The sequence below is a fragment of the Frigoribacterium faeni genome, assembly GCF_011761235.1.
GTDB lineage: Bacteria > Actinomycetota > Actinomycetes > Actinomycetales > Microbacteriaceae > Frigoribacterium > Frigoribacterium faeni_A.
The window spans coordinates 1,121,323-1,144,784 of record NZ_JAAOYW010000002.1 but is presented as its reverse complement, the minus strand read 5'-3'; the positions used below and the strand labels follow the sequence as shown (position 1 = coordinate 1,144,784).

Sequence of the window (23,462 nt, the reverse complement as noted above, 5' to 3'; positions counted from 1 at the left end):
GAAGCCGGGCGGCGCCGGGCAGGGCAGGGCGCTGGAGGCGCGGGTCGGCCCGGTCAGGCCGCGGCCGGCGCGACGCTGGTCGTCATCGGCTCGCCGCCCGCCCGGTCGACGAAGCACCAGTACGACCGCACCCCGGCGGCCCACTCCGCGTCGGTCGCCGGCCAGCTCGCGCTGAACTGCGCGTCGGGGTAGGTGGACGCGGCCGCGAGGTCGAGGGCGTCCGCGCCGGTGCAGAGCACCGACATCTGCGACTGGAGCGCGTCGCTCCCCGGGTACGCGGCGGCAGGGTCGGCGTCGAGGGCGCCGATCGACGCGAGCTGCGCGACGTGCGGCTGGGCGCAGTCGACGACGTCGTAGTCCTGCTGCCACGCGTCGACGAACGTCGAGAGGCACTCGCCGCCCTGCAGGTCGCTCCACGGGTGCGAGCCGGTGCCCAGTGGGCCCGTCGCCGCCTCGGGGGCGAGCTGCGCGGGCGTCGCGGTGACGGTCCGCGTGGCCGCGGCCGCCGCGGGCGGCTCGGTCGGCTGCGGCGTGCCGGCGAAGAGCGACCGGCTGAGCACGAACAGGGCCGCGAGCGCGAGGACGATCACGACGGCGGCGCCGACCCCGAGCAGCACCCACCGGCTGCGCGGCCACGAGCCGATGCCGCCGCCCGAGCCCGCCGCGGAGCCGCCGGCCGGAGGCGTCGAGCCCGCCCCGGTCGCCGCTCCTCGCGGCACCAGCGGAGGCACGGACGAGGAGGCGCGGGTCGGCCCGGCCCCTGCCCCGCCCGCGACGGTGAGGCCGGGCAGCTCGGCGTCGCCGTGCGACACCGAGCGCGGGCGCTCCCCCGCGGACGAGGTCGGCGCCTGCGCGGTCGGCTCCGGCGAGGTGGGCGCCGACGCGGCGGCGAGCCCCGTCGGGCCAGCCGGCGGGACGGGCAGCACCGAGGTCGCGAGGTCCGCACCGGCAGGGGCCTGGTCGTCTCGGTCCAGGCCGAGGTCGAGGGCGCGGGTCGGCGGGTCGTCCGAGGCCGCGGCATCGGCGTCGGCGTCGGCGTCGGGCTCGGGCTGGAGCTCGAGCGCGGCCAGGGCCGCGGCGAGCGCGTCGCCCTCGGTGGTCGGGTCGTCGTCGGTCTCGGCCGTCGACGGCCGCAGCTCCTCCGCGGGCTCGCCGGAGTGCAGGTCGCCCCGGGGAACGTCGTCCTCGGGCACGTCGTCGCTGAGCGCCCAGGAGCCGCCCGACGCCAGCGGCCCCGGGTCGACGAGGTCGCTGCGGCCGGCGTCGGCGGACGGGTCGCCCGGGACGTCCTCGAGGGTCTCGGGGTCGTCGGCCGACGGACGCACGATGCCGAGCAGCTCCGTGAAGGTCGGCTCGTCCGCGCGCCCGGGAGCGTCCGCGCCGGCGGTCGGTGCCGCAGACCCTCCCGAAGGAGGCGCGGCGAACGACCCGGCAGCGCCCGCCGAGGCGGCGGGGCCGGCTGCGGCAGCGGGGTCGAGGTCGTCGGACGAGGCCGTCCCCTCGGCGCCCGCCGCCACGGCGGGCGGCACTACGACGCCGGCGGCCTCGGCCTCGCGGCGCTCGCGTCGGGTCATCTCGTGGTGCTCGGCCACCCACCACGGCTCCGCGGCGGGAGTCTCGCCGGCGACGTCGGAGTCGCCGGCCTCGGCGACGTCGGCGGAGTCGGTGCCCTCGGTGTCGGCGCCCTGCGGGTCGGTGCCCTCGGTCTCGGTGCCCTCGGTCTCGTCGACCTCGGTGTCGCCGACCTCGGACTGCCCCTCGGTCGTGGCGGCGCCGTGGTCGAGACCGCCACGGTCGTCGTCCGGGACGAGGTCGGGCTCACGGGCGAGGTCGGGGCCGGGGGCGAGGTCGTCCGACTCGACGCGACCGGCCTCGTCACCGACCGCGGCCCTGACGGGCAAGTCGGAGGCCTGCCCGGAGGCGTCGTCGCTCGGGCGGGCAGGCAGCCCCGTCACATCGTCAGCCGGGTCGTCCTCGGCCGTGACGGGCAGGTCGAGCGCCCGGGTCGGGGCGCCCTCGGGTGTTGCGTCCCCAGGCGTCGCGTCCTCGGCCGTGGCCTCGGGCGCCGCCGGGTCGTCGACCGTCACGGGGAGGTCGAGGGCGCGCGTCGCGGCGTCGACGGCGGGGTCACCGCTCGGGGCGACCGCCTCTTCAGGCGCCGGCTCCTCGGCGACCACGTCGAGGGCCCGCGTCGCGGCGTCGTCGTCGTCGTCGACGGGATGCCCGGACGGGGCGACCGCCTCGTGGGGCCGCGCCTCGTCGGGGGTCTCGACCCTCGCCTCCTCGGGCTCGTCGGCGGCGGCAGGTCCGTCCGACGGACGGACGGCGTCGGCGTCGTCGTCGGCGTCGCGCGTCGTGGGCGTGCCCCAGTCGAAGGTTGAGGGGAAGACCGGGGCGGGCTCCGCCGGGGGCGTGATGAGGGCGGTGAAGGGGCCGGGCTCGTCGGCGGGAGCCGCGTCCGTGGGCGAGACGTCGGCGGGCGCGGGCTCGTCGGCCTCCGCAGCCGTCCGGGCGACGTCGGCGTGCCCGGTCTCGTCGGCAGGCGGCGCGGCTGCGGGCGCCGGGGCAGGCACGACGGCCGGGCGCGGGGCCACGGCCGGCGGGACCTCGTAGCGGCGGGGCACGAGCGGCTCGGCCAGGGGCGCCGAGTCGGCAGGGTCGTCGCCCGACGCGGCGTGGTCGTCGGCCGACGCGGCGTCGTCGGCGCGCGAGGCGACGTCGCCGGTCTCAGTGTCGGCGGCGCCGGTCTCGGAGTCGGCGGACGACACCGGGGCAGGGGGCGGCACGGCTCCGGCGAGCGCCGAGAGGTCGAGCGCGAGGGGGTGGCCCGAGCTCTTCACGACGTCGGACTCGGCGGTCGGGGCGGGCGGCACGGTGAACGGCGGAGGCGAGACAGGGGTCTCGGCCGTCCCCGCAGCGGCGGGAGGCTCCTCGGCCGGGCGTGCGGCGGACGGGAACGCGTCGTCGACCGCCCCGGCGTCCGAGCGCGCCCCGGCGTCCGAGCGCGAGCCAGCGTCCGAGCGCGAGCCGGCGTCCGCGTCCGAGCCCGCGTCGGGCTCCGACTCCGCCTCGTCGTCCTCGAACTGCGCGGCGAGCCAGTCCCCGGCGTCGAGGCCGGTGGTGTCGGCGGCGGGCTCGCGTCCCGTCTCGTCGTCGTCGCCCGGGCGACGCCCCTCGCGCTCGTCGCTCACGGCTGCAGCCCGAGATCGTCCAGCCCGATGGCCGCGTAGTAGGGGTACCCGGCGGCCTCGATGACCTCGCGGGCGCCGGTGCTGCGGTCGACGACGACGGCGACGGCGGCGATCTCGGCGCCGACGGCCTCGAGCGCCTTCGCGGCGGTCAGGGGCGAGCCGCCGGTGGTCGAGGTGTCCTCGAGCACGACGACGCGGCGGCCCTCGAGGTCGGGGCCCTCGACCTGCTTGCCGCGGCCGTGGTCCTTCGGCTCCTTGCGGACCACGAAGGCGTCGTAGTCGCGGCCGAGGGCGACGCCCTGGTGCAGCACGGCCGAGGCGATCGGGTCGGCGCCCATCGTGAGGCCGCCGACGGCGAAGACGTCGGGCACGTCGGAGATGAGGTCGACCATGACGCGGCCGATCAGGGGCGCGACGCGGTGATCGAGGCTGACCTTGCGCAGGTCGATGTAGTAGCTCGCCTTCTTGCCGCTCGTGAGCGTGAAGTCGCCGTGGAAGACGGCCTCGGAGCGGATGTAGTCGATGAGCTGCGTTCGTGCGTCGGTCACGGTTGCCCATGGTAGAGCAGGCGACCCTGCCCAGGCCGGGTGCGCCTCCCGCCCAGGCCGGGTGCGCCTCCTGCCGGTAGCGTGGTGGGCATGCGCGTCGCGACCTGGAACGTCAACTCCGTCCGTGCCCGAGTCGGCCGGGTGGTCGACTGGCTCGTCCGGGAGGACGTCGACGTCGTCGGCCTGCAGGAGATCAAGTGCAAGCCCGAGCAGTTCCCGTACGACGCGTTCCGCGAGGCCGGCTACGAGGTCGAGCTGCACGGCCTCAGCCAGTGGAACGGCGTCGCGTTCGCGAGCCGCCTGCCGATGGACGACGTGACGATCACGTTCCCGACCCAGCCCGGCTTCGCGAAGGGGCAGGAGGGGCCCGACCAGCCCAAGGAGGCGCGCGCGATCGGCGTCACGGTCGAGGGCGTCCGCCTCTGGTCGCTCTACGTGCCGAACGGGCGCGAGCTGGGCGACCCGCACTACGACTACAAGCTCGACTGGCTCGCCGCCCTCGCCGCCGAGACCCGGGGCTGGCTCGCCGAGCGCCCCGACCAGCCGCTGGCCCTGATGGGCGACTGGAACGTCGCCCCGCTCGACACCGACGTGTGGGACGTCTCGGTCTTCGAGGGCCACACGCACGTCAGCCAGCCGGAGCGCGACGCCTTCGCCGCCTTCGAGGCGGCCGGCCTGGCCGACGTCGTGCGTCCGCGCCTGCCCGAGGGCTACACCTACTGGGACTACAAGCAGCTGCGGTTCCCGAAGAACGAGGGCATGCGCATCGACTTCATCATGGGCTCGCAGGCCTTCGCCGACCTCGTCACCGACGCGGCGATCCACCGCGACGAGCGCAAGGGCGACGCCCCGAGCGACCACGTGCCCGTGGTCGTCGACCTCGACCTCGAGACCGAGCTCGACGACGACCGCCCCATGATCTTCTAGCGGGCGGCCCTCACGACCGAGGAGGCGCCTCCTACTTCAACAGCGCCGCCACCAGCACCAGCAGGGGCACGGACCCGATGGTCGTGACGAGCACCGTGTCGCGGGCCACCACCACCCCCGTCTGGTAGCGCTGGGCGTAGTTGAACACGTTCTGGGCGCTCGGCAGGCCGGCGAGCACGACCGCCACGAAGAGCTGGTCGTGGTCGAGGTCGAAGACGAAGGCGCCCAGCAGCCAGGCGACGAGCGGCATCACGACGAGCTTGAGCACGGTCGCCACGGCGATGTCGGCGCGCCCCTCGCGCGCCTGCAGCGGCTTCGAGCCCGAGAGCGACATGCCGAACGAGAGGAGCACGACGGGCACGGCGGCCGCGCCGACGAGCAACAGCGGCTGCATGACGGGGTCGGGCAGCTCGACGTCGAGCACGGCCAGCAGCACCCCGAGCGCCGACGCGATGAGCAGGGGGTTCGTCAGAGGCCGGACGATCGCACGGCCGAGGCTGCTGCCGCGGTTGGTGACCGTGTCCATCACCGAGAGCACGACGGGCGTGACGACGAGCAGCTGGTAGAGCAGCACCGGGGCCACGAACGTCGCGCTGCCGAGCACGTAGGTGGCGACCGGCAGCCCGATGTTGTTCGCGTTGACGTACGCGCCGCCCATCGTGCCCATCGTCGTCTCGGCCGCCGTGCGCCGGAGGACGAACCGGAGCAGCACGACCGAGAGGACCGCGGCGGCCAGCGAGGCCAGGGCGGACACGACGAGCAGCTCGGAGAAGAGGACGTGCACGTCGGCCCGCGAGATGGTGGAGAAGAGCAGGCAGGGCGTCAGCACGAAGAAGACGAGCCGCGAGAGCACCTGGTGGGCGCCCGGGCCGAGCAGGTCGACGCGCCCCACCACCCAGCCCGCGGCGATGACCACGCCGATGATGCCGAACCCGATCAGCACTCCGCCCATGCACCCATCCTGGCGCAGACCGCCGACGGTCAGCGTCGGAGGCGGGGCTCAGCCCCGGCGGGCCGGCATCGGTCAGCCCCGGCGGGCCGGCATCGGTCAGCCCCTCCGGGCCGGCGTCGGTCAGCCCCGGCGGGCCGGCGCCGGCACGCGGGCGGCCGCCGAGCCCGGTGCCGCCGCCCGCAGCGTGGCCATCAGGTAGAGCACGGTCTCGGCGGCCTCGTCGCTCGTGGACCACACGACCTCGTCGCCCGCGGCCGCCACGACGTCGAACTCGACCCCTGCCTCGAGCCCGGAGCGCTCGGCGAGGCTGTCGACGAACCGCCGGCCGTCGTCGTCGAGGGTCGGCGACTCGCAGATCACGACGAGCGCGCCGCGGCACAGCGCGGGCGCGAGCAGGTCGGCCGCGCGGCCGAGCACGGCGGCGCAGGGCTGCGCCCGGTCGGCGCCGAACACCGCGGCCACGTCGAACCCGTCGAGGTCGGCGACCGCCACCTCGGCCTGCTCGTCGAGCTCGACCGCCACGACCTCCGCACCGAGAGCCGCCGCACGGTCGGCGGCCGGCGCGGCCCAGGACCACGAGCCCACCAGCGCGAGCTTGGGAGAGTGGACGAAGTACATGGACGGACCCCTCACGAACCACTGCCAGCCCAGCGCCGACAGGTGGGCCCACGCTACCCCCGGTGATGTGTGGGACATAAACATTCGAGGTGTTCTGGCCGATACGCGAAAATGCGCGGCTCCGAGCCGTGCAAGATGGGGTGGTGACGCGACTCCACGACCCCTCCGCCCACTCGTTCGCCTCCGACAACTACTCCGGCGCCCACCCCGAGGTCCTCCAGGCCATGGTCGAGGCGAACGGCGGCCACGTGGGCTCGTACGGCGCCGACCCGTACACGCGGCGCCTCGACGAGGTCGTGCGCGACGTCTTCGGCGAGGGCGCGTCGATCGACCCCGTGCTCACGGGCACCGGGGCGAACGTGTCGGCCCTGCAGGCCCTGGTGCCCCGCTGGGGCGCCGTCGTGTGCGCGGCCAGCGCCCACGTCTACACCGACGAAGGCGGGGCGCCCGAGCGCCTCGGCGGCATCAAGCTGCTCACCGTGCCGACGCCCGACGGCAAGCTCACGCCCGAGCTGATCGACCGGCAGGCCCACGGCTGGGGCGACCAGCAGCGCCCGCAGCCGCTCGCGGTCACCGTCACCCAGAGCACCGAGCTCGGCACCGTCTACACGCCGGACGAGCTGCGCGCCGTCACCGACCACGCCCACGCCCACGGCATGTCCGTGCACCTCGACGGCGCGCGGCTGGCGAACGCCGCCGCCTCGCTGGGGGTGTCGCTCCGGGCGATCACCCGCGACGCGGGCGTCGACTCCGTCTCGCTCGGCGGCACGAAGAACGGCCTCGTGCTGGGCGAGTCGGTCGTGACCTTCACCGAGGAGGCGCGGGCCGGCCTGGTCTTCCTGCGCAAGATGGACGCGCAGCTGGTCTCGAAGATGCGCTTCACGTCCGCGCAGTTCCTCGCGATGTTCGAGGGCGACCTGTGGCTGCGCTCGGCCACGCAGGCCAACGCGATGGCCACGCGGCTCGCCGGCGCGCTCGCCGTGCTGCCGGGCGTCGTGGTCACCCAGCCGGTCGACGCCAACGCCGTCTTCGTCGTGCTGCCGGCCGCCGCCGTCGAGCCCCTGCGGGCGACGCACCACTTCTACGACTGGGACCGCCAGACCGGCGAGGTGCGGCTGATGTGCTCGTTCGACACCACCGAGGAGCACGTCGACCGGCTCGTGGCCGACCTCCGGGCCCTGCTCGGCTGACCCGGGCTCAGCGGACGACCACGCGCAGGCCGCCGTCGGGCCGCGGCTCGACGTCGACCGTCCAGCCGTGCGCCCGGGCCACGGAGGCGACGATCGCCAGGCCGAGGCCGCTGTGCCGGGGCTCGTCGGCTCCCGTCGGCGCGGGGGCGGCCGTGCGGGCCGCGCCGGCCGCCCGCGTGAAGGGCTGCGTGAGCGTCGGCGCGACGTCGGCCGGGACGACCGCGCCGGTGTTCTCGACGACGAGCACGAGCCCCGGCCCGCCGTGGACGCGGAGCCACCCGCGCGGCACGTTGTGCTCGACGGCGTTCGCGACGAGGTTCCGCACGAGCTGCCCGAGCAGCACCGGGTCGCCGCACACCCGCGGGAACGACCCGCGGCCGACGACGACCTCGACGTCTCGCTCGTCCGCCCTCGGCAGCAGCGACCCGACGACCTCGGCCACGACGTCGCCGAGGTGCACGTCGACGTGGGCGTCGCCCGCGACCCCGCGGTCGGCCGTCGCGAGCGTCAGCAGGCTCTCGATCAGGTGCTCGCTCTGTCGGTTCACCTCGAGCAGCTGGTCGCGAGTGGCCGCGACGGCGTCGGGCGACGGGTCGTCGAGCCCGATCTGCAGGGCGGCCCGCTGCACCGCGAGCGGGGTGCGCAGCTCGTGCGAGGCGTAGGCGACGAACCGGCGCTGGGCCTCGAACGAGGCCTCGAGCCGGTCGAGCAGCTCGTCGATGGTCTCGGCCACCTGCGCCACCTCGTCGCGCGGCCCCGTCAGCCCGATGCGCTCGTGCAGGGTGCTCGCGGTGATGCCGCGCGCCGTCGCGACGACGTCGTCGAGCGGCCGCAGCATCCGGCCGCTGACGAACCAGCCCACCCCGGCCGCGAGCAGCGAGGCGACGGCGACGCCGAGCCCGGACCACAGCACCTGCTGGCGGTGCAGCAGGTCGGTCACGAGCACCGCGGACGCGTCGACCTCCTCGACGACGGGGCACCCGCGGCCGAGGCACGCCGTGGCGACGCCCGGGGTCGGCGCCGACGCCCCGACGTCGGGGTCGATCGAGGTCGTCGCCGGAGCCTCGGCGACGCCTCCGTCCACGGCCGCCAACGAGACCGCGACGCCCTGCGACGTGCCCGCGGCCACGCCCACCAGCACGATCCCGGCCAGCAGCGCGAAGGCGCCGCCGAAGGCCACGGAGGTGCGGGCCCGGATGCTCCACCGGCGCGGCGACAGCATCCCCAGCCCGCCGGTCCGGCCGCCGGCCGCCCGGCCGCCCGTGCGCGCGCTCACAGCTGGTACCCCCGCCCCGGCAGGGTCCGGATCGGGTCGGGCGGGCCCAGCTTGCGCCGCAGCTTGCTCATCGTGACGCGGACGGCGTTGGTGAAGGGGTCGACGTTGACGTCCCAGACCTTCTCGAGCAGCTCCTCCGCGCTCACGACCCTGCCGTCGGCCGCGAGGAGCGCCTCGAGCACCATCAGCTCCTTGGTCGACAGCGCCAGGTCGCGGCCCGACCGGGTCGCCATGTGGCGGGAGACGTCGAGCACGAGGTCGCCGCGCCGGAGGACGGGCGGCGCCGACGTTCCGGGTCGTCGGCCGAGCGCCCTGACCCGGGCGACCAGCTCGGGATACTCGAAGGGCTTCGCGAGGTAGTCGTCGGCCCCGAGCTCGAGGCCGCCGACCCGGTCGCCGAGGCCCCCGGCCGCCGTGAGCATGAGGATGCGGGTCGACGAGCCCCGCTCGGCCAGCCGACGGGCGACGACGTCGCCGTGCACGCCCGGCAGGTCGCGGTCGAGCACGACCACGTCGTAGTCGTTCACGGCGAGCAGCTCGTCCGCGTCGTCGCCGCGGTACGCGACGTCGACGGCCATCGCCTGCCGGGCGAGGCCGGCCGCGACGAGGTCGGCCAGGGTCTGCTCGTCGTCCACCACCAGGACCCGCACGGCCCCTCCGTCCTGCCGGAGACCGGCCTCGAGTCGACGTGCGCCGGCCGGCGCACCCTGCACCGACATTAGGACGGTGGTGTTTCACCGACATAACGTCGGCCGCCCCGCCGACGAAACGCGGCTCGTCGTGGACTGGGCGCACACCACCGACGAAAGGAGTCCTCGTGACCCCCACCGCCCCTCCTGCCCCCTGCCGGGCCGCCGCCCCGGGCGCCGCGCGCCGACGGACCGTCGCGCTGCTGGCCGCGGCCACGCTGCTGCCGGGCCTGCTCGCCGCGTGCTCGACCGACGCCTCCGGCGCTCCCGCCGCGACGACCGCCGCCGACCGCGTCGCCGCGTCCGACGCCGCCGCCCTCGGCGCCTGCGTCCGCGACGCGGGCTGGGACGTCGACGACGCCGACCTCGGCCGGCAGGGCGTCGCGCCGCTGCCCGACGGCGTCGACGGCGGCTCCGCCGACGCCGACCGCTACCTCGAGGCGGTCGAGACCTGCCAGGAGTCGGTCGGGTCGGGCACGCCGCACTTCACCGACGAGCAGACCCGGGAGTTCGACCAGCAGCTGCGGGAGATGGCCCAGTGCCTCCGCGACGCCGGCTTCGACGCCGTCGAGGATCCGGTCGACGGCGTCTGGCAGAGTCCCGAGCAGTACCTCGGCGACCCGGCGTACGACGCCGCCTCCGAGACCTGCTCGAGCGGGCTGGAGGTGGTGGGCCGATGAGCCGCCGGTCGACGACGGCGCCCCTGCTGGCTGCCCTCGCGCTCCTCGCCGCCCCGCTGACCCTGTCCGCCTGCTCCTCGGACGCCGACCCGGCCCCCGCGACGACGGCCGCGTCCGGCAGCTGGTCGTCCGCCATGGGCTCCTGCCTGCGGGCGCAGGGCTACGACGTGGCCGACTCCGACCTCGTCGAGGGCGTCGTCGCGCCGCCGGACGGGGTCGACGTCGACACGTACGCGAGCGACTGGGAGACCTGCCGCTCGGCGCTGCCCGAGGCGATCGGCGGGGGCGACCAGGAGCCGTCCGCCGAGGATCTCGCCGCCTGGCAGGAGGCGAACCTCAGGGTCGCGCAGTGCGTCCGCGACGCCGGGTTCCCCGACTTCGCCGACCCCGTCGACGGCGAGTGGAGCGCGGCCATGAGCACCAGCGACGACGACCCGCTGACCCGGGCGTTCCTCGACTGCTCGGACGAGCACGGCTCGAACGCCGAGGGAGCAGAGGGATGATGCCGACGGTGGAGGCTGCGCCGAGCGGGGCGGCGTCCGGCACGTCGGGGCGGGCCGGCCCTCGGCGGACGACGCGCCTGTGGGTCGCGCTCGCCGCCGGCGCCGCCTGCGCGATGTCGCTGAGCGGCTGCGCCCTGCTCGACGGCGCGGCGGCCTCGCCGGACCCGTCGTCGAGCGCCGCCGCGGCGACGGCCGGCCGCCCCACCACGCCGGTCGTGCGCGGCGACCTGGTCGACGGTAAGAAGTTCCCCGGCACGCTGGGCTACGGCCCGGCCACGCCGCTCCGCTCGGCGGCGGGCGGCACCGTCACGGGCCTGCCCGCCGTCGGCGACGTGATCGGCCTCGACGGCGTCCTCTACTCGGTCGACGAGAAGCCGGTGCGGGCGCTGCACGGCACCGTGCCGCTGTGGCGCACGCTCGAGCAGGGCCTGCGCGGCGCCGACGTGGGGCAGCTCAAGGACAGCCTGCGGGCCCTCGGCTACGACGTGGCCGACGACGACGTCTTCGACGGCCGCACCCGCGCCGCGGTCGTCCGCTGGCAGAAGGACCGCGGCCTCGAGCGGACGGGCACGCTGACGGCGTCCGACGTCGCCTTCGTGCCGGGCGACGTGCGGGTCGGCGAGCTGCAGGGGCGGGTGGGCGACGCCGCGGGGGAGGTCCTCTGGGGCTGGACGCCCGCCTCCCTCGTGGCCTCGGCCTCGGTCTCGGCGGCCGACGCGGCGCGGTTCCCGGGCGGCGCGGCCGTCCAGGTGGGCCTGCCCGGCGGCACGACGGTGCCGGGGACGGTCCAGGGCGTCGACGACGCCTCGTCCGACGACGGAGGCGGAAAAGGAGGCGGCGGCGGCGCCGGCGGGGAGAAGAAGACCGTCGTCGTGCGGCTCGACGGGCCCCTGCCCGAGGGCACCTCGACGACGGCCGCGGTCGACCTCCTCGTCGACGGCGAGAAGCGGGAGGGCGTGCTGAGCGTGCCCGTGACGGCCCTGCTCGCGAGCGCCGACGGCTACGCCGTCGAGAAGCGGGTCGGCGGAACGGTCGAGCGCGTCCCCGTCGAGCTCGGGTTCTTCGCCCAGGGCCGCGTCGAGGTCGTCGGCGGCGAGCTCGCCGAGGGCGACGAGGTCGTGGTGCCCTCGTGACCGGCGCGGGCACCGGGGTCAGGACCCCCGCCTCCTCGGCCGTGGCCCCGGCCGTGCTCGAGCTGACCGGCGTGACGAAGACCTACGGCGACCTGGCCGCCCTCGGCGGCGTCGACCTGACCGTCCGCCAGGGCGAGTTCGTCGCCGTGGTCGGGCCGAGCGGCTCGGGCAAGTCGACGATGCTCAACGTGATGGGCACGCTCGACCGCCCGACCTCGGGCTCCGTGCGCGTCGCGGGGCACGAGATCGGCGAGCTGAGCGACGACGCCGTCTCGCGGCTGCGGGCCGACCACATCGGCTTCGTGTTCCAGCACTTCCACCTCGCCCCGGGCGCCACGGCGACGGAGAACGTCGCCGACGGGCTGCTCTACGCGGGGGTGCCGCGCCGACGCCGGGCGGAGCGGGCGCGCGAGGCGCTCGCCCGCGTCGGCCTGGCCGAGCGCGCCGGGCACCGGCCGCACGAGCTGTCGGGCGGCGAGAAGCAGCGGGTCGCCGTCGCGCGCGCGATCGTCGGCGACCCCACGCTGCTGCTGGCCGACGAGCCGACCGGAGCGCTCGACTCGTCGTCGGGCGCGGCGATCCTCCGCCTGCTCCGCGACCTCAACGACCCGGGCACGACCATCGTCGTCATCACGCACGACCTGGCGCTGGCCGCGAGCCTGCCCCGCCAGGTGCGGATGCGCGACGGCCTCGTCGACGACGTCTCGGGGCTCGACGCGGCGGGCCTCGCCGCCGCGATGCCGGGGTCGTCGGCGTTCGCGGGGGTGGCCTCGTGACCGCCCGAGGCGCCGAGACGTCGGGCCGGACCGGCCACGTCTCGGCCGGCGACCTGCTGCGCCTGGGGTTCTTCGGCCTGCGCACGCGCCCCACGCGGGTCGTCCTGTCGGCCCTCGGCATCGCGATCGGCATCGCCGCGATGATCGCGGTCGTCGGCATCTCGTCGTCGAGCCAGGCCGCGCTCGACCGGGTGCTCGACGGGCTCGGGACGAACCTGCTCCGGGCGTCCCCGGGCGAGTCGTACAGCGGCGACGCGGTGCCCCTGCCCGCGGAGTCGGTCGAGATGCTCGACCGCCGCGACGACGTCGAGACGGCGGCGGGCGTGGGCCGCGTCGGCGACCAGAAGGTCTACCGCACCGACCGGGTGCCGGCGGCGGCCTCCGGCGGCATCGGCCTCGACGTCGTGCAGGGCGACCTGCAGGGCGCCCTGGGGGCCGAGCTCGCCTCGGGCTGCTGGTTCGGCCCGGCGGCGGACCAGCTGCCGCAGGTCGTGCTCGGGGCCGTCGCCGCGGCCACCCTCGGCCTCGACCACGTCGACGGCGACACCCGCATCTGGATCGGCGGCCGCTGGGTCGCCGTGGCGGGCATCCTCGAGCCCCTGCCGCTCGCGCCCGACCTCGACTCGTCGGCCCTGGTGCCCGCGGCGGGCGCCGACCGGCAGTTCGGCTTCGACGGGCACCCGACGCAGCTCTTCGTGCGGGCGGCGCCCGACTCCGTCACCGCGGTCCGCGACCTCATCGCCGCGACGGTCTCCCCGTCCGCCCCGTCGGACGTCTCGGTGGCCCGCCCCTCGGACGCGCTGGCCGCCCAGCAGGCCACCGAGGACTCCTTCACCGGCCTGCTGCTCGGCATCGGCGGCGTCGCCCTGCTCGTCGGGGGCATCGGCGTGGCGAACACCATGGTCATCACGGTGCTCGAGCGCCGGGCGGAGGTCGGCGTGCGGCGCGCGCTCGGCGCCCGCCGACGGCACGTGCGCGACCAGTTCCTCGTCGAGTCGCTGATGCTGTCGTCCCTGGGAGGTGCGGCGGGCGTCGCGATCGGGGTCGTCGTGACGGTCGTGTTCGCCGTCTCGCAGGGCTGGCCGGTGAGCATCCCGCTCTGGGCGGCGGCCGGCGGGCTCGCCGCCACCGTGCTGATCGGCGGCGTCAGCGGGCTGTACCCGGCGTCGCGGGCGGCGCGCATCCCGCCGACGTCGGCGCTGGCCGCGACCTGACGCACGGCGCCCCGGCGCCCCCGCACCCCGGCGCCCCGGCGCCCCGGCGGCGCATCGCCCCCGCACCCCGGAGTGGACGGAACACCCCCGAACGACGGGGTGCATCGTCCACTCCGGGGTGCCGCGCGTCGGTCAGGCCGCGGGCACGTCCCGTCGCGCGGCGGCGACGAACTCGGCGATCAGCCCGACGTCCTTGACGCCCCGCGACGACTCGACCCCCGAGCTCACGTCGACGCCGACCGCGCCGACGGACCGCAGCGAGGCGAGCAGCTCCCCGACGGTGTCGGGGGTGAGCCCGCCCGCGAGCAGCCAGTCCCGGGCGGGCGGGGCGGCGAGCAGCGGCCGGGCGTCGAACACGGCCCCGGCACCGGGCTCGACCGCGTCGAGCAGCAGGGCGTCCTCACGGAACGCGGCCCGCGCCTCCTCGGCCTCGCCGGCGTAGCGCGCAGCGCTCACGGCGCGGATCACCCGGAACCCCGCCGCCTGCACGGCCGCGACGTCGTCGAGCGACTCGTCGCCGTGCAGCTGCACCGTCGAGATCGAGGAGGCGCGGGCCAGGTCGAGCACCTCCCCCACGCCCTGGCCGCGGAACACGCCGACCGTCTCGATGCCCTCGGGCACGCGCGCCCGCAGCTCGCGTACGGTCGCGGGGCCGACGGTGCGCGGACTGCCCGGCGCCAGGACGAAGCCCACCGCGTCGGCCCCGGCGGCCACGGCCGCGTCGACCGTCTCGGGCGTGGACAGGCCGCAGATCTTCACCCAGGTGCGCATGCGTCCAGTCTGCCCGCCGCCCGGCAGGCGTCCGCTCAGTCGAGGTCGTCGAGCTCGTCGGCGGTGGGCTCGACCGCGTCCTGCCGCACGACCGTCAGCGCCTGCCCGTCGGCGGCCACGTCGACGAGCACGGTGTCGCCGTCCTCGACGGAGCCGCCGAGCAGCGCCATGGCGAGCTGGTCGTCGATCTGCCGCTGCATCAGCCGGCGCAGCGGCCGTGCCCCGTAGATCGGGTCGTAGCCGCGCTCGGCCAGCCACGCGCGCGCGTCAGGAGTCACCGCGAGCGACAGCCGGCGGTCGGCGAGCCGGCGGCCGAGCCGGTCGACGTAGAGCGAGACGATCTGGCCCAGGTCGTCGGCCGAGAGCGTCGAGAACACGACGATGTCGTCGAGGCGGTTGACGAACTCGGGCTTGAACGCCTGGCGCACGAGCCCCTGCACGAGCTCCTCCTTCTCGGGGTCGCCCAGGCCGGGGTCGGTGATGACCTGTGAGCCGAGGTTCGACGTCAGCACCAGGATCGTGTTGCGGAAGTCGACCGTGCGGCCCTGGCCGTCGGTGAGCCGGCCGTCGTCGAGCACCTGCAGCAGCACGTCGAACACCTCGGGGTGGGCCTTCTCGACCTCGTCCATCAGCACGACGCTGTAGGGGCGCCTCCGCACCGCCTCGGTGAGCTGCCCGCCGGCCTCGTAGCCGACGTAGCCGGGAGGCGCGCCCACGAGGCGGGACACGCTGTGCTTCTCGCCGTACTCGCTCATGTCGATGCGGACGAGGGCCTTCTCGTCGTCGAACAGGAAGTCGGCGAGGGCCTTGGCCAGCTCGGTCTTGCCGACGCCGGTCGGGCCGAGGAACAGGAACGAGCCGGTCGGGCGGTCCGGGTCGCTGATGCCCGCGCGGGTGCGGCGGACGGCCTCGCTGACCGCGGCGACCGCCTTCTTCTGGCCGATGAGGCGCCTCCCGAGCTCGCTCTCGAGGTGCAGCAGCTTCTCGGTCTCGCCGCTGAGCAGCCGGCCGACGGGGATGCCCGTCCACGCGGCGACGACCTCGGCGATGTCGGAGTCGGTCACGCTGTCGCTGACCAGCCGGTCGTCGGACTGCTCGAACGACTCGGCGTCGGCGAGGCGCCGCTCGATGTCGGGGATGCGCTCGTAGCTGATGCGCGCCGCGTCCTCGTAGCGGCCCTCGCGCAGGGCGCGGTCGGCGTCGATGCGGGCCTCGTTGAGGTCGCTGCGGAGCGTGCCGACGCCCTGCAGCGCGGCCTTCTCGGCCTGCCACCGCGCGTTCAGGTCGTCGTAGGCCGCCTGCCGCTCGGCGATCGTCTCGCGCAGCGTGGCGAGGCGGGCCTGCGAGGCCTCGTCCTTCTCCTTCTTGAGCGCGAGTTCTTCGATCTGCAGGCGCACGAGGCCGCGGTAGAGCTGGTCGAGCTCGACGGGCGACGAGTCGATCTCCATCTTGAGCCGCGACCCTGCCTCGTCGACGAGGTCGATGGCCTTGTCGGGCAGCTGGCGGCTCGGGATGTACCGGTTCGACAAGGAGGCGGCGGCCACGAGGGCACCGTCGGTGATGGTCACGCCGTGGTGCGCCTCGTACCTCTCCTTCAGGCCCCGGAGGATCGCCACCGTGTCCTCCACGGTGGGCTCGCCCACGTACACCTGCTGGAACCGCCGTTCGAGGGCGGCGTCCTTCTCGACGTACTGCCGGTACTCGTCGAGGGTGGTGGCGCCGATCAGCCGCAGCTCGCCGCGGGCGAGCATCGGCTTGAGCATGTTGGAGGCGGCCACCGAGCCCTCTCCCCCGCCTGCGCCCATGAGGGTGTGCAGCTCGTCGATGAAGGTGATGACCTGGCCGTCGCTCGCGGTGATCTCCTTCAGGACGTCCTTCAGGCGCTCCTCGAACTCGCCGCGGTACTTCGCGCCGGCGACGAGGGCCGCGAGGTCGAGGCTGATGAGGCGCTTGTCCTTCAGGCTGTCGGCGACGTCGCCCTCGACGATGCGCTGGGCGAGGCCCTCGACGACGGCGGTCTTGCCGACGCCGGGCTCGCCGATCAGCACGGGGTTGTTCTTGGTGCGGCGCGTGAGCACCTGGCTGATGCGCCGGATCTCGGCGTCCCGACCGATCACGGGGTCGAGCGCGCCGCTGCGGGCGATCGCCGTGAGGTCGACGCCGTACTTCTCGAGCGCGCTCTTCTGCTTCTCGCCGGTGGCCGGAGCGCCCTGCATGTTCGCCATGGGTGTGCCTTTCTCAAGAACCTGAGTGGAGCTGACTCAAGTTTACGCCGTGCCGGGCCCGGACGAAACCCCGACGGTCGTTGTGCCACCGGTCGTTGTGCCATGCTCTGTTCTACACGTAACATTCCAGTGCAGTACGACCGGCAGCGACGCTGCCTCGACGAGAGAGAGCACCCCTCATGAAGAAGTTGTCCTTGCGCTCGTGCGCGACCGGAGCGGCGACGGTCGCGATCGTCACCGGCCTGAGCTTCACGCCCGGAGCCGCCGTGCACGCCGCGGCGAGCGACGCCGCCGTCGACGCCGTCGGCGACGTCCTCGCGGGCCCGTTCCTCGCCGACTCGTGGCAGGCGTCCAACTTCGTGGTCGCCGGCGAGCCCACCGCAGGGGCCGGCCTCGAGCGCGCCGTCTACCAAGATCTCGACGCCGCGCGCGCCGCGGCCGCGACGTGGACGTTCCCGGGGCTGGCCAAGACCGGCCAGGTGCGCGGGACGGGCGCGGCCTCGAACGTCTGCCTCCAGGTGAGCCCGGCCGTCGACGAGACCGTCCTCGTGCCCCAGACCTGCGCCGACCGCCCCTCGCAGAAGTTCTCCTGGGTCGATGTCGACGGCGGCAAGACCCTGGTCTCGGCGGCCGCGCCGCGCACCTACCTCTCGACGAGCAGCGCCACGGGCACCTTCGTCCTGCACCGCTCGGCGTCCCGGGCCCTCACGTTCCGCACGGACGAGCTCACGCGCCCCTTCACCGCCGCCGTCGACGCGGTCGACGTCGCGGCGCGCACCGCCGACATCTCCGGGCGGGCCGTGCCCGGCGCCTACGTCCTCGTCGACGGGCGCGACCAGGTCCAGGCCGCCGACGACGGCACGTGGCACTACCGGCTCACCGACCTGTCGCTCGGCGTGACCTCGATCGGCCTCGAGCAGTGGGAGGGCACCACCAAGACAGGCGAGGTCACGCTCGACGTGACCCTCCCCGTGGCGTCCGTCACCGCCTCCGTCCGCTTCCCGACCGACACGTCGAAGCCCGCGGTCGTCAGCGGCGGCGCCCAGCCGGGCGCCGAGGTCGTCGTCACCGACGCCGCGGGCGCGGAGCTCGCCCGCACCACCGCCCAGACCGGCTCCGGCAGCTGGTCGGCGGCCCTCCCTGCCCCCGGCACCGGCGGCGACCGCCCCGTCCGCGTGTTCCAGCTCGTCGACGGCGAGAAGAACGGCGAGATCGGCGTCACGGTGGCCTACGGCGCCGGCGTCTCGGTCACGAGCCCGGCCGACGGCGCCGCCCACGACGGCGGCCGGCTCCGCATGAGCGGGCGAGGCGAGGCGGGCGCGTCGGTCACGATCCGCGAACAGGGCAGCGACGACGTGATCGGCACCGCCACGGTGCTCGTGAGCGGCAACTGGAACGCCACCCTCACCAGCCTGGACAGCCGGCGCCACGTGCTCGAGGCCGCCCAGGCCGGCAGGGGCGCCAACACCACCGTCGCGAGAGTGACGATCAACCCGGACGGCACCGGCGTCGAGCAGCCCTTCGAGCTGACCTCGCCGAAGGACGGCGACACGGTCGTCGCGCCGACGAACGACGTCGACTTCACGGGTCTCGGCACCACCGGCGACACCGTGCAGATCCGCAACACCTGGAACGACCGGCTGGTCACCTCGGCCACGGTCGACGAGTCCGGCACCTGGTCCGCCCGTGGTCAGGTCGGCAACGGCACGCAGCACCTCGAGGCCGTCGTCACCCACGGGGGCACGAGCACCCACCACCCCTTCACCATCACCGTGCGCAAGTCCGCCGGGGTCGAGCGTCCCTTCGCCGTGACCGACCCCGCGGACGGCTCGACCGTCGTCGCCCCGCAGCAGCGCGTCACCTTCAGCGGCACCGGCACCACGGGCGCCCAGGTCGTGCTCAAGGCCGGCTCGGGCCGGACCGTGGTCGACACCGTCGTCCGCGAGGACGGCACGTGGAGCTACACCGGCGGGCTCAACTGGCAGTTCTACGTCCTCGACACGATCTACACCGTGCCCGGCAGCGCGCCCGTGACGGGCACGATGAGCCTGACCGTCGTCCAGACCCCCGGCGTCGAGAAGCCGTTCGCCGTGACCACCCCCGCCGACGGCTCGGTCGTCATCGCCCCGGACAGGCAGGTGCGCTTCAGCGGCACCGGCACGACGGGCGCCCAGGTCGTGCTCACCGCCGGCAACGGCCGCGAGGTCGTGAAGACGGTCGTGCGGGAGGACGGCACGTGGAGCTACCTGGGTCAGCTCGCGTACCAGACCTACGTGCTCGACACCACCTACACCGTGCCCGGCAGCGCGCCGGTGCGAGGCACCCACACCGTGACCGTGCAGCCCGGCGACCTCTGAGAAGACCCCACGCACCGGCGGCCGCACGCCGCCAGCACCGGCCCGGAGGGGCAGGTCCGACCCGGTCGGCCCTGCCCCTCCCCCATCTCGACCGGCGGCGATCGCCGCCGGGACAAGGAGCACCACCCATGACATCAGCACGCAACCGCGCAGCAGCGATCGCGCTGGCCACGGCCGTCGTCCTCACCGGCACCGGCCTCGGCTCCGGGGCCGCCGTGGCCGAGACACCCGGCGCCCCGGGCGAGCCGACGACCACCGCGACCGCGGACGGCCTCACGGGCCCGTTCGTGACCGTGATGCCCGACTCGCGGTTCTCGGCAGTGGGGACGCCCGTCCCCGCGGGGAGGCTCAGCTACTCCGCCCACGAGGGTCTCGCCCAGGCGAGCGCCGCCGCCTCGGTCTGGACGTTCCCGGCGATCGGCTCGACCGGGCAGGTCCGGGGCACCGGCTCGTCCTCGAACACGTGCCTGCAGATCACCGCGACCCCGAACGGCTCGCACGTCCTCCCGCAGATCTGTCAGGACACGCCGAGCCAGCAGTTCTCATGGGTCGACCTCAGGGGCGGCAAGACCCTCACGTCGGCGGCCGCTCCGACGACGTACATGACGACGAGCGCCGTCAGCAACTTCTACAACACGACGAATCAGGCATCCCAGGCGCAGCTCGTCAGGACGGACCTGCTCGCGGGCCAGTTCTCGGCCAGGGTCGACTCCGTCGACGTCGCCTCCCGCACCGCCCGCTTGTCGGGGAGCGCCGTGCCGGGGTCGTACGTCGTGGTGAACGGCCGTGAGGAGGTCCTCGTCGACGGCACGGGCAGATGGGCCCACCAGCTCACCGGCTTGGCCCTCGGCACCAGCACGGTGGGGCTCGAGCAATGGGAGAACGGCGCCAAGACCGGCGAGACGACGGTGACGGTGACCCTTCCCGTGGCGGCGGTCACCGCCTCCGTGTCGTTCCCGGCCGACCCCCGCCAGGAGGCCGTGCTCAGCGGCGGCGCCCAGCCCGGCGCCACCGTCGTGGTCGCCGACGCCGCCGGCGCCGAGCTCGCCCGCACCACCGCCCTCCTCGGCTCCGGCAGCTGGTCCACCAGCATCCCCGCCCCCGGTGCCGGCGGCGACCGCCCGGTCCGCGTGTTCCAAGAGATCGACGGCGAGAAGAACGGCGAGATCGCCGTCACCGTCCGCTACGGCGCCGCCGTCACGGTCACCAGCCCCGTCGACGGCCAAGCCCACGGCGGCGGACGCCTCGCCATGACCGGCCGCGGCGAACACGGAGCGACCATCGTCGTCCGCGTCCAGGGCACCCAGAACGTCATCGGCACCGCCACCGTCCTCGCCAGCGGCGCCTGGAACCTCACCACCACCACCCTCGACGACCGACGCCACACCCTCGAGACGACCCAGACGGGCAAGGGCGACAACGTCACCGTCGCCACGACCACCATCAACCCCGACGACGAGGGCGGCGTCAGCCAGCCCTTCATCCTCGACAGCCCTGCCGACGGCCAGACGATCATCGCCCCGGGCAACCAGGTCACGTTCGCCGGACGCGGCACCACCGGCGACACCGTCCAGATCACGAACACGTACAACGGGCGCGTCATCGACACCACCACCATCGGCCAGGCAGGCACGTGGACCGCCCACGGCACCGTCGGCGCCGGCACCCAGAACCTCGACGCCGCCGTCACCCACCGCGGCACCACCACGCACCACCCCTTCACCGTCGTCCTCAAGACCAGCACCGGCACGGACAAGCCCTTCGCCGTCACCACGCCCGCCGACGGCTCCACCGTGACCGCGCCCCAGGGAGCCCTCCTGTTCAGCGGGACCGGCACCGCGGGCGCCACGGTCGTCGTCCGAGCCGGGAACGGCCGGGAGGTCGTCAAGACCGTCGTGCGTCACGACGGCACCTGGAGCGGCATCGGCTACCTGTACTTCATGACGTACACCCTCACCACCAGCCACGCGATCCCCGGAGGAGCCACCGCCGTCGGCAGCATCACCCTCACCGTCCAGCCCGACGACCGATGACCCCCGGGCGCACCAGCGCCGCCTCCCCCGAACACCCCACCGAGAGAGATCGACCATGAACAAGCTCCTGCTCCCCCTCACCGGAATCGCCCTCGTCGCCGCCCTCGCCGGCTGCACGAACGCCGCCGACGACGCGACGGCGACGGCGTCGCCCACCGCGTCCTCGTCTGCCGCCGCGAACGACACCGAGGCTCCGCCCACGGGCACCTGCACCGACGGCCAGGCCCTCATCACCGGCAACGAGGTCGAGGACGGCAAGGCGACGCTCCCCGACGGCTGCGAGAACGTCTACGTCCTCGTCGACGACACCACCATCGAGATCGGGCCCACCACCAAGCTCGCCTTCGAGGGCACCGGCAACACCGTCACCTACACCGGCGACGCCCCCGAGATCCTCGGCGGCGAGAACAACACCGTCACCGCCGGCTGACCCCACACCACGAGAGGAAGGAACGACTCCATGAAGACCACCCTGAGACGCGCCGGTGCGCTCGGGCTCGCCGCCGCCACGATCGTCACCGGGCTCACCGTCGGCACGTCGCCGGCGTCCGCCGTGGACGCCCCGCCCACGAGCCCGTCCGCGACCATCAAGCTCGTGTTCAAGGACGGCGCCCAGTACCGCGCCGTCGACGGCTCGTACGGTCGAGGCCAGACGCCCTACCCGACCCTCGCGGAGGCCCAGGCCGGCGCCGTCGCGTTGACCCCGATCAAGCTGAGCAACGGGTACTTCCAGCTCACCGGCGTGAGCTCGCTGGGCACCGACTCGTGCTGGTCGATGACGGCGGAGGGCTTCCGCGTGAACTGGTACTCGATGACCGAGGAGGTCTGCGCCAAGCCGGGGATCGCCTCGCAGTGGTACTACGACGGCACGACGCTGCGGAACGCGGCCGTGCCGACGCAGCAGATCGGCGCCGTCCAGGAGGGACCGCCGCGGCAGGTCTACCTCGCGTTCTCGTCGACGAACTCGTTCCCGCTGCAGACCGACGCCTCAGCCCTGCTGACCCTGACCGCGAGGGTCGACTCCGTCGACGTCGCCGCCCGCTCCGCCCGCATCTCGGGGAGCGGCAAGCCCGGGTCGTACATCGTCGTGGACGGCCGCGACCAGGTCCAGGTCTCGCCCGCCGGCACGTGGAACTACCACCTCACCGGCCTCGCTCTCGGCTCGAACAGGGTGCCGCTCGAACAATGGGAGAACGGCGTCAAGAGCGCCGAGACGGCCCTCGCGGTCGCGCTCGAGGTCGCCGGCGTGACCGCGACCGCCTCCTTCCCCGGCGACAGGAACCAGGACGCCGTGCTGAGCGGCGGCGCACAGCCCGGCGCCACGGTCGTCGTCACCGACGCCGCGGGCACCGAGCTCGCCCGCACCACGGCCCTGACCGGCTCCGGCCGGTGGTCGACCGGCATCCCCGCGCCCGGGGCAGGCGGCGACCGTACCGTGCTCGTCCACCAAGAGCTCGACGGAGAGCCGAACGGCCAGATCTCGGTGACCGTGCCCTACGGCGCCGCCGTCAGCATCACCTCCCCAGTCCCCGACCTCGGCCACGACGGCGGACGCCTGCCGACGAGCGGCCGCGGCGAGGCCGGCGCCACCGTCGCCGTCCGCGAGCAGGGCACGCAGAACGTCATCGGCACCGCCACCGTCCTCGCCAGCGGCGCCTGGAACACCACCGTCACCCTCGACGACCGCAAGCACGTGCTCGAGGCCACCCAGACCGGCAAGGGCGCGAACGTCACCCGGGCAACGGTCACCATCAACCCCGACGACGACGGCGTCAGCCAGCCGTTCGCCCTCGTGAGCCCGACGAACGGCCAGACGGTCGTCGCGCCGAACGACGAGGTCGCCTTCACGGGCCGCGGCACCACCGGCGACACCGTCCAGATCGTGAACACCTACAACGGCCGTGTCATCGACACCGCCACTGTCCGTTCCGACGGCACCTGGTCCGCCCGCGGGTCGGTGGGGCCCGGCGTGCAGAACCTGACCGCCCTCGTCACCCACCGGGGCACCGTCACGGACAACCCCTTCACGATCATCGTGCGGAGCACGCCCGGGGCGGACGAGCCCTTCGCCATCACCGCACCGGCGGACGGCTCGTTGGTCATCGCACCGGACTACCACGTCACCTTCACCGGCACCGGCAGCACCGGGGCCACCGTCGAGATGAAGGCCGGCAACGGCCGCCAGGTGATGAAGACGACCGTCCGGGACGACGGCAGCTGGACCGCCGTCGGCGAGCTCGGCCACCAGCGCTACACCCTCGACGTCATCTACACCCCGGCGGGAGGCACGCCCGTCACGACCACCTACACCATCACGGTCCAGCCCGGCGCAGCCGGCACCTGACGCGCTCCGTTCCGCCTTCGCCCGTCGAGTCCCAG

At 74.8% G+C, this 23,462-nt stretch carries 19 protein-coding genes; 11 read left to right on the top strand and 8 right to left on the bottom strand.

The genetic code is table 11. The features are described 5' to 3' along the window. Positions 1-53 precede the first annotated feature (53 nt). Both FHR78_RS15670 and pyrE read right to left on the bottom strand, forming a co-directional pair. Positions 54-3,191, bottom strand: a complete 3,138-nt coding sequence (locus tag FHR78_RS15670; protein ID WP_166760660.1) for a septum formation family protein — start codon at positions 3,189-3,191, stop codon at positions 54-56. Then, the gene (gene pyrE / locus FHR78_RS11900; protein ID WP_166760659.1) at positions 3,188-3,739 is read right to left on the bottom strand and encodes an orotate phosphoribosyltransferase; all 552 of its coding nucleotides are present in this window, start codon (positions 3,737-3,739) and stop codon (positions 3,188-3,190) included. The genes FHR78_RS15670 and pyrE overlap by 4 nt, the downstream gene beginning before the upstream one ends. Before the next feature lie 90 nt (positions 3,740-3,829). Here pyrE and FHR78_RS11895 point away from each other — a divergent pair, with 90 nt between their 5' ends. Continuing rightward, entirely contained in the window at positions 3,830-4,666 is an 837-nt protein-coding gene (locus tag FHR78_RS11895) for an exodeoxyribonuclease III (protein ID WP_166760658.1), read from the top strand. 31 nt (positions 4,667-4,697) lie between these two features. Here FHR78_RS11895 and FHR78_RS11890 read toward each other — a convergent pair whose 3' ends face one another. Together FHR78_RS11890 and FHR78_RS11885 are read right to left on the bottom strand one after the other, a co-directional pair. Further along, on the bottom strand, positions 4,698-5,618 hold the full coding sequence (locus tag FHR78_RS11890) for an AEC family transporter (RefSeq protein ID WP_166760657.1): 921 nt from the start codon (positions 5,616-5,618) through the stop codon (positions 4,698-4,700). Between the two features lie 120 nt (positions 5,619-5,738). Then, positions 5,739-6,236: a hypothetical protein gene (locus FHR78_RS11885; RefSeq protein WP_166760656.1), complete on the bottom strand. Its 498-nt coding sequence runs from the start codon at positions 6,234-6,236 to the stop codon at positions 5,739-5,741. 143 nt (positions 6,237-6,379) lie between these two features. On the opposite strand from FHR78_RS11885, the gene FHR78_RS11880 reads away from it, so the two are divergent. Continuing rightward, positions 6,380-7,426, top strand: a complete 1,047-nt coding sequence (locus FHR78_RS11880; protein WP_347878171.1) for a threonine aldolase family protein — start codon at positions 6,380-6,382, stop codon at positions 7,424-7,426. Between the two features lie 7 nt (positions 7,427-7,433). On the opposite strand, the gene FHR78_RS11875 is transcribed toward FHR78_RS11880, so the two are convergent. After that, positions 7,434-8,702: an ATP-binding protein gene (locus tag FHR78_RS11875; RefSeq protein WP_166760654.1), complete on the bottom strand. Its 1,269-nt coding sequence runs from the start codon at positions 8,700-8,702 to the stop codon at positions 7,434-7,436. Next, entirely contained in the window at positions 8,699-9,352 is a 654-nt protein-coding gene (locus FHR78_RS11870) for a response regulator (RefSeq protein ID WP_166760653.1), read from the bottom strand. The genes FHR78_RS11875 and FHR78_RS11870 overlap by 4 nt, the downstream gene beginning before the upstream one ends. 167 nt (positions 9,353-9,519) lie before the next feature. Here FHR78_RS11870 and FHR78_RS11865 point away from each other — a divergent pair, with 167 nt between their 5' ends. From FHR78_RS11865 to FHR78_RS11845, 5 genes are read left to right on the top strand one after another with little or no spacing between them, the layout of a single operon-like run. Then, a complete protein-coding gene (locus FHR78_RS11865; RefSeq protein WP_166760652.1) occupies positions 9,520-10,071 on the top strand; it encodes a hypothetical protein in 552 nt (183 codons plus the stop codon). Continuing rightward, complete coding sequence (locus tag FHR78_RS11860) at positions 10,068-10,574, top strand: hypothetical protein (RefSeq protein WP_166760651.1); 507 nt, start codon at positions 10,068-10,070, stop codon at positions 10,572-10,574. Before FHR78_RS11865 ends, FHR78_RS11860 begins: the two co-directional genes overlap by 4 nt. Continuing rightward, positions 10,571-11,707 carry a peptidoglycan-binding protein gene (locus FHR78_RS11855; protein WP_166760650.1) on the top strand — a complete coding sequence of 379 codons (1,137 nt, stop codon included), beginning with the start codon at positions 10,571-10,573 and terminating at the stop codon, positions 11,705-11,707. The genes FHR78_RS11860 and FHR78_RS11855 overlap by 4 nt, the downstream gene beginning before the upstream one ends. Beyond that, complete coding sequence (locus FHR78_RS11850) at positions 11,704-12,483, top strand: ABC transporter ATP-binding protein (RefSeq protein ID WP_347878170.1); 780 nt, start codon at positions 11,704-11,706, stop codon at positions 12,481-12,483. The genes FHR78_RS11855 and FHR78_RS11850 overlap by 4 nt, the downstream gene beginning before the upstream one ends. After that, on the top strand, positions 12,480-13,697 hold the full coding sequence (locus tag FHR78_RS11845) for an FtsX-like permease family protein (protein ID WP_166760649.1): 1,218 nt from the start codon (positions 12,480-12,482) through the stop codon (positions 13,695-13,697). Before FHR78_RS11850 ends, FHR78_RS11845 begins: the two co-directional genes overlap by 4 nt. 132 nt (positions 13,698-13,829) lie before the next feature. On the opposite strand, the gene FHR78_RS11840 is transcribed toward FHR78_RS11845, so the two are convergent. Further along, positions 13,830-14,468 carry a phosphoribosylanthranilate isomerase gene (locus tag FHR78_RS11840; protein WP_166760648.1) on the bottom strand — a complete coding sequence of 213 codons (639 nt, stop codon included), beginning with the start codon at positions 14,466-14,468 and terminating at the stop codon, positions 13,830-13,832. Positions 14,469-14,503: 35 nt separating this feature from the next. Beyond that, positions 14,504-16,693 (bottom strand): ATP-dependent Clp protease ATP-binding subunit, encoded by a 2,190-nt coding sequence (locus FHR78_RS11835; protein WP_166760647.1) that lies wholly within the window; start codon positions 16,691-16,693, stop codon positions 14,504-14,506. A 179-nt stretch (positions 16,694-16,872) separates the two neighbouring features. Here FHR78_RS11835 and FHR78_RS11830 point away from each other — a divergent pair, with 179 nt between their 5' ends. The 4 genes from FHR78_RS11830 to FHR78_RS11815 all read left to right on the top strand — a co-directional run bounded on the left by FHR78_RS11830 (position 16,873) and on the right by FHR78_RS11815 (position 23,427). Beyond that, positions 16,873-19,050: a hypothetical protein gene (locus tag FHR78_RS11830; protein WP_166760646.1), complete on the top strand. Its 2,178-nt coding sequence runs from the start codon at positions 16,873-16,875 to the stop codon at positions 19,048-19,050. 128 nt (positions 19,051-19,178) lie between these two features. Then, positions 19,179-21,083 (top strand): Ig-like domain-containing protein, encoded by a 1,905-nt coding sequence (locus tag FHR78_RS11825; RefSeq protein WP_166760645.1) that lies wholly within the window; start codon positions 19,179-19,181, stop codon positions 21,081-21,083. A gap of 55 nt (positions 21,084-21,138) precedes the next feature. Further along, complete coding sequence (locus FHR78_RS11820) at positions 21,139-21,513, top strand: hypothetical protein (protein WP_166760644.1); 375 nt, start codon at positions 21,139-21,141, stop codon at positions 21,511-21,513. 30 nt (positions 21,514-21,543) lie between these two features. Beyond that, positions 21,544-23,427, top strand: coding sequence for an Ig-like domain-containing protein (locus FHR78_RS11815; protein ID WP_166760643.1), 1,884 nt, complete (start codon positions 21,544-21,546; stop codon positions 23,425-23,427). The last annotated feature ends 35 nt before the right edge of the window (positions 23,428-23,462 follow it).

Coding starts and splice junctions, on each gene's coding strand:
- FHR78_RS11895 (WP_166760658.1), top strand. CDS start 3,830: ATGCGCGTCGCGACCTGGAACGTCAACTCCGTCCGTGCCCGAGTCGGC.
- FHR78_RS11890 (WP_166760657.1), bottom strand. CDS start 5,618: ATGGGCGGAGTGCTGATCGGGTTCGGCATCATCGGCGTGGTCATCGCC.
- FHR78_RS11885 (WP_166760656.1), bottom strand. CDS start 6,236: ATGTACTTCGTCCACTCTCCCAAGCTCGCGCTGGTGGGCTCGTGGTCC.
- FHR78_RS11860 (WP_166760651.1), top strand. CDS start 10,068: ATGAGCCGCCGGTCGACGACGGCGCCCCTGCTGGCTGCCCTCGCGCTC.
- FHR78_RS11855 (WP_166760650.1), top strand. CDS start 10,571: ATGATGCCGACGGTGGAGGCTGCGCCGAGCGGGGCGGCGTCCGGCACG.
- FHR78_RS11840 (WP_166760648.1), bottom strand. CDS start 14,468: ATGCGCACCTGGGTGAAGATCTGCGGCCTGTCCACGCCCGAGACGGTC.
- FHR78_RS11835 (WP_166760647.1), bottom strand. CDS start 16,693: ATGGCGAACATGCAGGGCGCTCCGGCCACCGGCGAGAAGCAGAAGAGC.
- FHR78_RS11830 (WP_166760646.1), top strand. CDS start 16,873: ATGAAGAAGTTGTCCTTGCGCTCGTGCGCGACCGGAGCGGCGACGGTC.
- FHR78_RS11825 (WP_166760645.1), top strand. CDS start 19,179: ATGACATCAGCACGCAACCGCGCAGCAGCGATCGCGCTGGCCACGGCC.
- FHR78_RS11820 (WP_166760644.1), top strand. CDS start 21,139: ATGAACAAGCTCCTGCTCCCCCTCACCGGAATCGCCCTCGTCGCCGCC.
- FHR78_RS11815 (WP_166760643.1), top strand. CDS start 21,544: ATGAAGACCACCCTGAGACGCGCCGGTGCGCTCGGGCTCGCCGCCGCC.